Source organism: Acinetobacter pollinis (assembly GCF_015627175.1).
Classification (GTDB): Bacteria; Pseudomonadota; Gammaproteobacteria; order Pseudomonadales; family Moraxellaceae; genus Acinetobacter; species Acinetobacter pollinis.
Genome location: NZ_VTDQ01000063.1, coordinates 1 through 7533, shown reverse-complemented (window position 1 = coordinate 7533; position 7533 = coordinate 1). Strand labels below are relative to the sequence as shown.

Below are 7533 nucleotides of genomic sequence, written 5' to 3'. Positions count from 1 at the left end.
GATTATACGAACTCACATACGCAAAAAAATCTATTAATAATAATCTTCACGACAAGGACACGTAAAATTATAGTGATGTTCAAATTCTTCATTTAGAACAAGACGATAGCAACTATAGCAACGTGTATATTTCGTCTCTATTTTAGCAACTATCTCTCTATAATTATGATCAAAAGCAACATCATAAATTTCATTTAATTCATCAAGCGTAAATTCTATAGTCATCAGTATTCACCTAAATAATTTCATCGTCAGATACTTTTTTGGACGCTCAGCACTCCGCTGAGCTTTGTTTCTACCTTGCTACATCAAATGGACTTGAGGTAATCAGAGGGGAAAAAATAGCTACGCTAATTTTTCCATCAATTATCAAATACCTTGTTGATTCTCATACATCACCTTTTCTTTTTGAAGATCAGGAGCTACTGTACCAGTAGCGGTACTGTCTTTAGAACCTAACGCAGAATTAAAAGCAGTATTTGTATTTTGAGCTTTTCTATCTCCAAAATAGTCAAACGGACGTTCACCATTTTCTATGACCTTGCGACAATCTTCTTGAGATACACCTTTTAAAATCGTACCTTGCTGACTGTATGCAACATACTTGCCGTGCAACTTCATACAACCCGAAAAAACAGGTTTATTGGTGACTTGATACGTGACATTTTTCATTACTTGTTCATCATCAAACGGCTTGTTTGGGTCATATTTAACAGGGGTATTATCAGAGCTAGCCTGTTGTTTAGATGAATAATTTTCAAACCATCTTTTACACTCAGGACGTTCTAAATTCTCGGCTTTGCGACAATCTCTATCTAGATCAGTAATCGGTTGCGGTACACCATTCACAGACGGTACAAAAGAGCTTGAATCCGTTGTTTTATGATCTTTAGGTTGTTGTGGTGCAAGTGTTTTCTCGTTCGTCATATCAGCAACAGAACCAACATTTGTATGCATCATTGTTTTAATCGCAGTTGCAAAAAATGAGAGCACCGGAGAAGCAAAAATACCGTACAAAACCACCGATAAGACCAAAAGAACCCCTAATATTTTAATGTAAAACATTAAAGGAATCTTTCTCTTTATCGAATCATGACTCGATGCAGACTTATAGAGTGAATAAATATAATTGTTATATTTAACCACTTCCCAAGATACATACTTGTGCGGTTTACGTTGAGATTCAGCCGCAGCCTTTGGATTTTTTAAAAAGCAGTCAAAGGTATAAACAGAACAAGCCTGAATATTCTGTGGTGGGCGTTTGACAAAGTACATTTTATCAATGAGCTTTCTCAATGAAAAATTGAGGTTCTCAGCATCTTGAGTGATAAGATACAAATCTTTATCAACATGCCCTATCCTCGATATATCGATGATCATTTGATCTTTAGATAAACGATTGCCATCAAATTTAAACGCAGACCTGAATATCTGAAATTCATCATAAAAAATGATTGAACCTTTAGGCGTAGTTCTCCAGTCGTCAGGAGATTTTAATAAATTGGGAATTTTACCCAATTCTATTGTGCCCTCAATATCTGAATAAATTTGCCTTACAGGCTTTAATAAATCAAGTTTCGTACCATTTTCTTCGTTATATTTCTTTAAAAATTCATCAAAAGGTACTTTGAGTTGTTCATGGTACTCAGGAAATTGATCACAATCTAACAGTTGCATAAACTGCTGAACTTGATCAGCCATTCCCCTATCTTCAAAATATTTCAAATGTGACGCAAAAATTTCACGATTGGCAAGGAGATTTTTATTATTTTCTTTTGTAAGTTCATCAATCTTTTTTACAGCACAGTACGACTTACCTTGTCGCATCTTGCCGACATACATAAACAACGGCATTAAGATAAGCTCCTAAACGAAATCTTTTTAGAAACAATGTACATACGAATAGAAATAGCACTGGTGATCTTAGATACAAAAACGTCTATACCAGCCAAATTAAAGGCATAGAAGAAAGAACCTAATGCACCAAAAGAAGAATGTAGATAAGCCAATGCGGTGTTATACAAGACAAGCATAGCGGTATAAGTAACTAACCCTACTCCCATCGATTTAAGCGCATTTTTAAATAGCGGTTTAGAACCTATTTCTATCGACTTAGCAATCAAAGTACCCAAACTACTCACTGTTAGAACTCCTTTGACCGCTAATAATTGAAATAGCAACAATCCAACCAAGAACATCAGTCCACGGATTTAAGCGTTGAAGCCAAGTACAAAAATTTGTAAAAGAAAGTGTGAGCGGATTAGAACCACCCATAGGGTCGGGAATTTGCGTCACAATATCAGCAGGACACATACCATTAAATTTAAAGGTATCTGTAGCAATGGTTTTAGGTATAGATGAATCATCATCAACTTTATCTTTATTGTCTTTGTCTTCAATGTCATCTTTGGCAAAATCTTTTACGGCATCGACGGTATCGGTATATTGTTTTTTAGTCCAGTCGAACCAAGTACAAGCAGTTTGAAAAAACTGACAATCAGTAGGTACAGATGGCGTACCAGGTGTCGGTGTAGCCGTAGGATTAGAAGCAGATTCATCGGGTTTAGACTGATCTTGTGTCTGACTTTGAGAACCTGTATTCGTGTTTGTATTCGTTGTAGGCGGTGATTTCGTATCGTCTTGTGATGCAGGAATAGAAGCATCTAATGCTTGTGTAAGCTGAGTATATGGGACTAATTGATCATCTGTATTTGAAGCAGTAGCAGATTGAGCAACTGCACTGGTGATTGATTTTGCATCTTCATCATTATTATCTGCTTCACCAATGATTGAGGATGCTAACTGTGTAAGCGGAATACTTTGCTTAGAATCATCTTTAGCTTTTGGGTCATAATTCGGATTAGAACCATAAAATATAGCATTTAAATTAATGAGCTTTTGATATCTATCATAAAGATAACAAGTAGCAGAGGATAAAGAAGAAGAATCATAGTCACTGCTTTTTTGCTTATAGTATGCAAAAATCGCACTACATGAAGCTTCAGCAGTTGGAAAATAACCTAATTGAGGATTATTAGAACTATAATATGCTTGAGGAAATGTTTTAGCCTTTCCATCTGGCTTTTTAGTATAACGAAGCTCGTTATTCGCAGGATCTAAAACAAAATCTACACCATCTTCTATAAGTTTTTGAGCGACTGATATAGCAAGACCCGCAAATAATCCCTTACCTAACCCCTTTGCGATCTGTGCAGGAGTCGGCGTAATTTTAGCAACACTCGTTACAAGTTTACCGCCAATCTCTTTCGTAGCTGTATAGACAGTTGTTGCACCTTGAGCAACCGCAGAACCTACATTCCAACTCGGTGTAGAAGTTGAAGCATAAGCAATATGCACAGTAAACAAGAGATAACATGCACAAAATAAAGAAGTAAGGATTTTTCTCATTATTAGACCTACTTTCGATACATGACTATGCCAGTGATGACAAAACACAAGAGAACAAAATATGGAAAGATATATGACATGACGAGCCTCCTAGCAGATGTTAAAAAGCTCGCAACGAAAAAAATTGCGTTGCGAGCCCTCCCGCATTTTTTTCTTGCTCGCTTATTTAGAACGCTGCACGAATTGACTTAATGCCTTTTGCAGTCATTGGGATAAGCAAGTTAGCCGTAGCAACCGTTGCAACAGCAGTCACAAGGAGACCACAGAAACCAACCATATTTGAAACGCTAATGGTCGGTAATGTTACTTGTGTAGACTCTTCGGCATGAGCGCCGACTGACATTAAAGCAACTGAAGAAACAGCACCTAACTTGACATAATTGCTTGAAACAAAGTCTTTCGCTTTAGCAAGTTTAGATTTACGTTGAACAAGTGCAATTTGATTATTTTGCATTTTAAATTTCCTGATTTAATCCTTATCGCTTAAGTAAGCATTTTTGATCGAGGTGATTCCCCAAGCGACAAGGAGTACAGTCCAAAACATAATCCCCAAGAAGGTTGCTTCTTGGAGGGTTAAAGGAGGTAGAATATATTGGGGTGCATACTCTACCCATGATTTACAGACCCCTGTATCGGTGAAAGAAGTACAGAGATATGCAGTCATTAGTTTTGATCGTCCTGTTGTTCTTTTTTAAGCTCTTTACGAACACCAAAAAATAGCGTTCCAAAGAAACAAGCGACGATCACTATTCCGATTAAAATAGCCATAATTTATATCTTCGATGGAGTATCTTTAACCAAAACCAAATCTTTAATGATAGTGACCATAGACTTACCATTACTCACCTGCTCAAGCGTTGCTTCAAATCGAGCTGGGTAAGAATGATGTTTAATTTTTTCAAAATTTGCTGATGTTCCCCATTTCAAGAACTCACCAACTTGACCACAAAAATTGTCACCTTCTTGGAGATCGGCTTGGAAAAATACCGTTGTAGAATCATAAGGGTTACCGTTATATTCACCTTTTGAACTTTTAGCACCAAGCACAACCAATTGAGTTTTAAATTGCATAGCAGTTATTTCCTTTTGTTAAATTGTCTAACCCTAAGAACAAAGGCAATTCATCAAGACCTTGTTTCTTAGGTATAGGTTTATTAATACGCACAGCTTGCATAACAGCAGAATGCGAAAATTGAAGACGTTTAGGCATTTCATCTTTATTAGATGAAACCAAATCAAGTAGAGTTGAATCAGAAATAAACTTTCTGAATTGACGAATATATTTGCCAAACTGATTTTTAAGGACAGAAATCGCCTTATCAACATTGATTTCAGATTGTTTTTTTACGATTTGAGTTTTTGTAGGTGCTTGAAAAGCATGTAAATTATTACAAAGCATCTCAAGTGCAGGATACGCACCCTTAAAATACTTAGTAGGACTAAGAAGAATATCCAAAGGAATATATCTATCTGTAGACTTGAACTCGACTTCAGCACGCACCCACTCAGATAAAGGACAACCCTCTTTTTTACCACGCTCATAAAACCGAGCAAATTTACCCGTCTTGCGACTACCAATAGTTATTGTTCTACCCTTGCCGTTAATACGCTTCCAGTCACCAGGCTTATTAATTTCTGGGTGAGAACCAGAAGTCCAAAACAAGTCTTGATCGTCCCAAAGATCAACTAAATCAAGAGTTATATGCTCAGAAGTGAAGTCATCAAATGCTAAATCGACACGATTTAATTTAGGCGCTTTTAGTCCAGTTAAAAAATCATATAAGCGTTTTTGCCAACCCTTTCGAGCAAGCGCACAACCAGTGCCATTTATTTGTATTGAAATACGTTTAGTTTTATGACCATAAAGAACTAATCCAAGATTATCTTGTAAATCAAAACCATACTTGTAAAAGTGCATACCCTTTTGACGTTTTTGGGCAATACCAAAACCAAATATTTCATGCAAATTCTGATCTAACTGAATACGAATACCATAAGCAACCCCCTCATCGACCATATGCGACGGCAACAAAGCATATTCTTCGCCCAATTCTTCAACATCAAAAGAGAATGTCACCCAGTCATGTCCAACAACTTCATTTTGCTGAGGAACAGTATGCAGAACAGGAACAACACCTTGAGCCGTAGAAATAAGTTGGTAATTATCCAAATGCCGTGGAAAAGCGTATTCGTCAGATTGAGGCTGAGTATCGGATACCGTAACCCCCATATTATAAAAGGGGGATACTGACCCCTGCGTATTCTGCGTAGATTTGATCACTTTATGAACAAACATTTCCTTAATGTCAGAATCCGCCTGAATGTACTTTGTTTCTTCCAGTGACTTCTGTATTGCCGTCAATTTATTAGCAACAATACCCGACAACATATTTTGTAATTCTTGAGATACTGAAAACTTGATGTCTTCAAATTTAAGAGCTGTTTCAATATCAATTGTAATTTTTTTAGACTGCTCAAAAATCTCTACTGGAGTGTGAGCGTTAGTATCAAAATCTTGAATAAGAGCAACTAAATTCTTCATTTCATATCACCAAAGTAATCATTGATTTCTTGGTTAGCTTCTTTAAAGGTTTGTTCTAAAGCATCGATAAGCGTAGGGTCATAAGACCAAGCAAGAGCAACAACAGACAAATGAGATAAGCAAAATTGAGTATCTAAAGCAGGTACAGAACATTCGAGTAACTCTGCCCCATGATCACCCACGATCTTAGAAACATGCTCGAAAGCAGACTGGAGAAATTCAGCACGATCTTTAAATACAATTTCAGACATTACTCAGTATCTCCATCATGAAAAGAACGATAATGAGAAGACATTGATTTTTTTGTAATGAGCTTTCCACAAATAGAACAATTAATCCAACGTGTAGAACGTCTAGCCAATTCATGAATAAAAGACAAATCTTGTTCAAGCGTATTTTGCTTGTTCAAATTAGCTTTAATTTCACAAAAAGGCTTATGCTTTAATGGATTATTCTTCATCATTCTGCTCTTTAAATATTCAGAGTTATTAAATCTTGTACTTACAAACAAAAGAACTATTTCTTGTTGTGTGATAAATCAAAAAACACAAAAAAGTTAAAAGTAACTTTGTTTAAACTATTAAATAATATTTAAGTTAAACTTGTCAACTTTTAAAACAAGTTATTATTTAATAGTGAAATTTAAAGTTAAGGAACAAAGATGAGCAAAGTTTATAAAATTCGAACTGATGAAGTAGAAGATATAAAAGATAGCTTGATGAAATTTGTATTAGAGAAAAAAACCATGATGAAAGAAACTGATGTATTACATGCATTAATAAAATTTCATTTAAAAAATTTAAAATCAGAAGAAGTACTAGAATGGCGTAAAAAATATTTAGGTAAAGATGAATAATGGCGTTAATAGTTGGAATATTTTTAGGATTTATACTTGGATATATCTATAAAAGCTTAAAATCTAGTGATGAAAAAAAGACACCTAGAAAAGAAAGGCAAAGAAATTTTAACTACATGGAACGTCAGCAAGTAAAGACAAGATATGAAAGCGATACTGAAAGAATAAGACAACTAAATTTACTAAATACAAATGAAAGTAAATTCATGCGTCTATTACAGCATGAATTCAGCTCATACAATATAGTCGCCAAAAATAAACGGTTCTATGTAGCAGATAAGGAAATGTATCCAATTGCTATATTTGAATATAGAGATAGTAAACAAGTATATATTAGTGAAGACAAGGAAGACGGACTACCAATATTCCTATACAAAGGAATTATCAGCCAAAATGAAATACAAAAAGCATATGAAAAAATCAACAAAAATTTAATCTAGCAACCACTCTCCAGTAGCAGATCGGTGAAACTTTCTCTCATGTAAAATCATATCTTGAAACAAAAGAATGCGCCCACAGTAGGCGCATTTAATATATGTATTAACCCGACATTCTAAGTAAGCAAGGTTAATTTCTTGTCTTGGTATGTAATAAGTTCGCATAATAGATATTCATGTTAAATGCACTGGTGTTACTTGCAAGTTTAACATCATTGACAATAACCCTGACTAACGCATGAACATTGTCAACGACGAAGCAAGTAACATAATATTGGATTATACGAACT

Annotated in this window: 12 protein-coding genes; 2 read left to right on the top strand and 10 right to left on the bottom strand. The window is 35.2% G+C overall.

Translation table 11 applies throughout. The annotated features are described in order from the left end of the window. Nucleotides 1-33: 33 nt before the first annotated feature. The 10 genes from I2F23_RS13310 to I2F23_RS13265 form a co-directional block, all read right to left on the bottom strand. A complete protein-coding gene (locus tag I2F23_RS13310) occupies nucleotides 34-225 on the bottom strand; it encodes a hypothetical protein (RefSeq protein WP_213014735.1) in 192 nt (63 codons plus the stop codon). Nucleotides 226-369: 144 nt separating this feature from the next. Next, nucleotides 370-1854, bottom strand: coding sequence for a zonular occludens toxin domain-containing protein (locus tag I2F23_RS13305; RefSeq protein ID WP_195773063.1), 1485 nt, complete (start codon nucleotides 1852-1854; stop codon nucleotides 370-372). Next, a complete protein-coding gene (locus I2F23_RS13300; RefSeq protein ID WP_195773062.1) occupies nucleotides 1854-2141 on the bottom strand; it encodes a DUF2523 family protein in 288 nt (95 codons plus the stop codon). The genes I2F23_RS13305 and I2F23_RS13300 overlap by 1 nt, the downstream gene beginning before the upstream one ends. Beyond that, a complete protein-coding gene (locus tag I2F23_RS13295) occupies nucleotides 2134-3408 on the bottom strand; it encodes a hypothetical protein (RefSeq protein WP_195773061.1) in 1275 nt (424 codons plus the stop codon). Before I2F23_RS13295 ends, I2F23_RS13300 begins: the two co-directional genes overlap by 8 nt. A 166-nt stretch (nucleotides 3409-3574) precedes the next feature. Continuing rightward, the gene (locus tag I2F23_RS13290; protein WP_195773060.1) at nucleotides 3575-3862 is read right to left on the bottom strand and encodes a hypothetical protein; all 288 of its coding nucleotides are present in this window, start codon (nucleotides 3860-3862) and stop codon (nucleotides 3575-3577) included. Nucleotides 3863-3877: 15 nt separating this feature from the next. Beyond that, nucleotides 3878-4072 carry a hypothetical protein gene (locus I2F23_RS13285; RefSeq protein ID WP_195773059.1) on the bottom strand — a complete coding sequence of 65 codons (195 nt, stop codon included), beginning with the start codon at nucleotides 4070-4072 and terminating at the stop codon, nucleotides 3878-3880. 107 nt (nucleotides 4073-4179) lie between these two features. Further along, complete coding sequence (locus tag I2F23_RS13280; RefSeq protein WP_195773058.1) at nucleotides 4180-4479, bottom strand: hypothetical protein; 300 nt, start codon at nucleotides 4477-4479, stop codon at nucleotides 4180-4182. After that, nucleotides 4469-5950 carry a replication initiation factor domain-containing protein gene (locus tag I2F23_RS13275; RefSeq protein WP_195773057.1) on the bottom strand — a complete coding sequence of 494 codons (1482 nt, stop codon included), beginning with the start codon at nucleotides 5948-5950 and terminating at the stop codon, nucleotides 4469-4471. Before I2F23_RS13275 ends, I2F23_RS13280 begins: the two co-directional genes overlap by 11 nt. Continuing rightward, complete coding sequence (locus I2F23_RS13270) at nucleotides 5947-6201, bottom strand: hypothetical protein (RefSeq protein ID WP_195773056.1); 255 nt, start codon at nucleotides 6199-6201, stop codon at nucleotides 5947-5949. Before I2F23_RS13270 ends, I2F23_RS13275 begins: the two co-directional genes overlap by 4 nt. Further along, nucleotides 6201-6413: a hypothetical protein gene (locus I2F23_RS13265; protein WP_195773055.1), complete on the bottom strand. Its 213-nt coding sequence runs from the start codon at nucleotides 6411-6413 to the stop codon at nucleotides 6201-6203. Before I2F23_RS13265 ends, I2F23_RS13270 begins: the two co-directional genes overlap by 1 nt. Nucleotides 6414-6611: 198 nt before the next feature. Here I2F23_RS13265 and I2F23_RS13260 point away from each other — a divergent pair, with 198 nt between their 5' ends. Then, nucleotides 6612-6806 (top strand): hypothetical protein, encoded by a 195-nt coding sequence (locus I2F23_RS13260; protein ID WP_195773054.1) that lies wholly within the window; start codon nucleotides 6612-6614, stop codon nucleotides 6804-6806. After that, nucleotides 6806-7246, top strand: a complete 441-nt coding sequence (locus tag I2F23_RS13255) for a hypothetical protein (RefSeq protein ID WP_195773053.1) — start codon at nucleotides 6806-6808, stop codon at nucleotides 7244-7246. The genes I2F23_RS13260 and I2F23_RS13255 overlap by 1 nt, the downstream gene beginning before the upstream one ends. The last annotated feature ends 287 nt before the right edge of the window (nucleotides 7247-7533 follow it).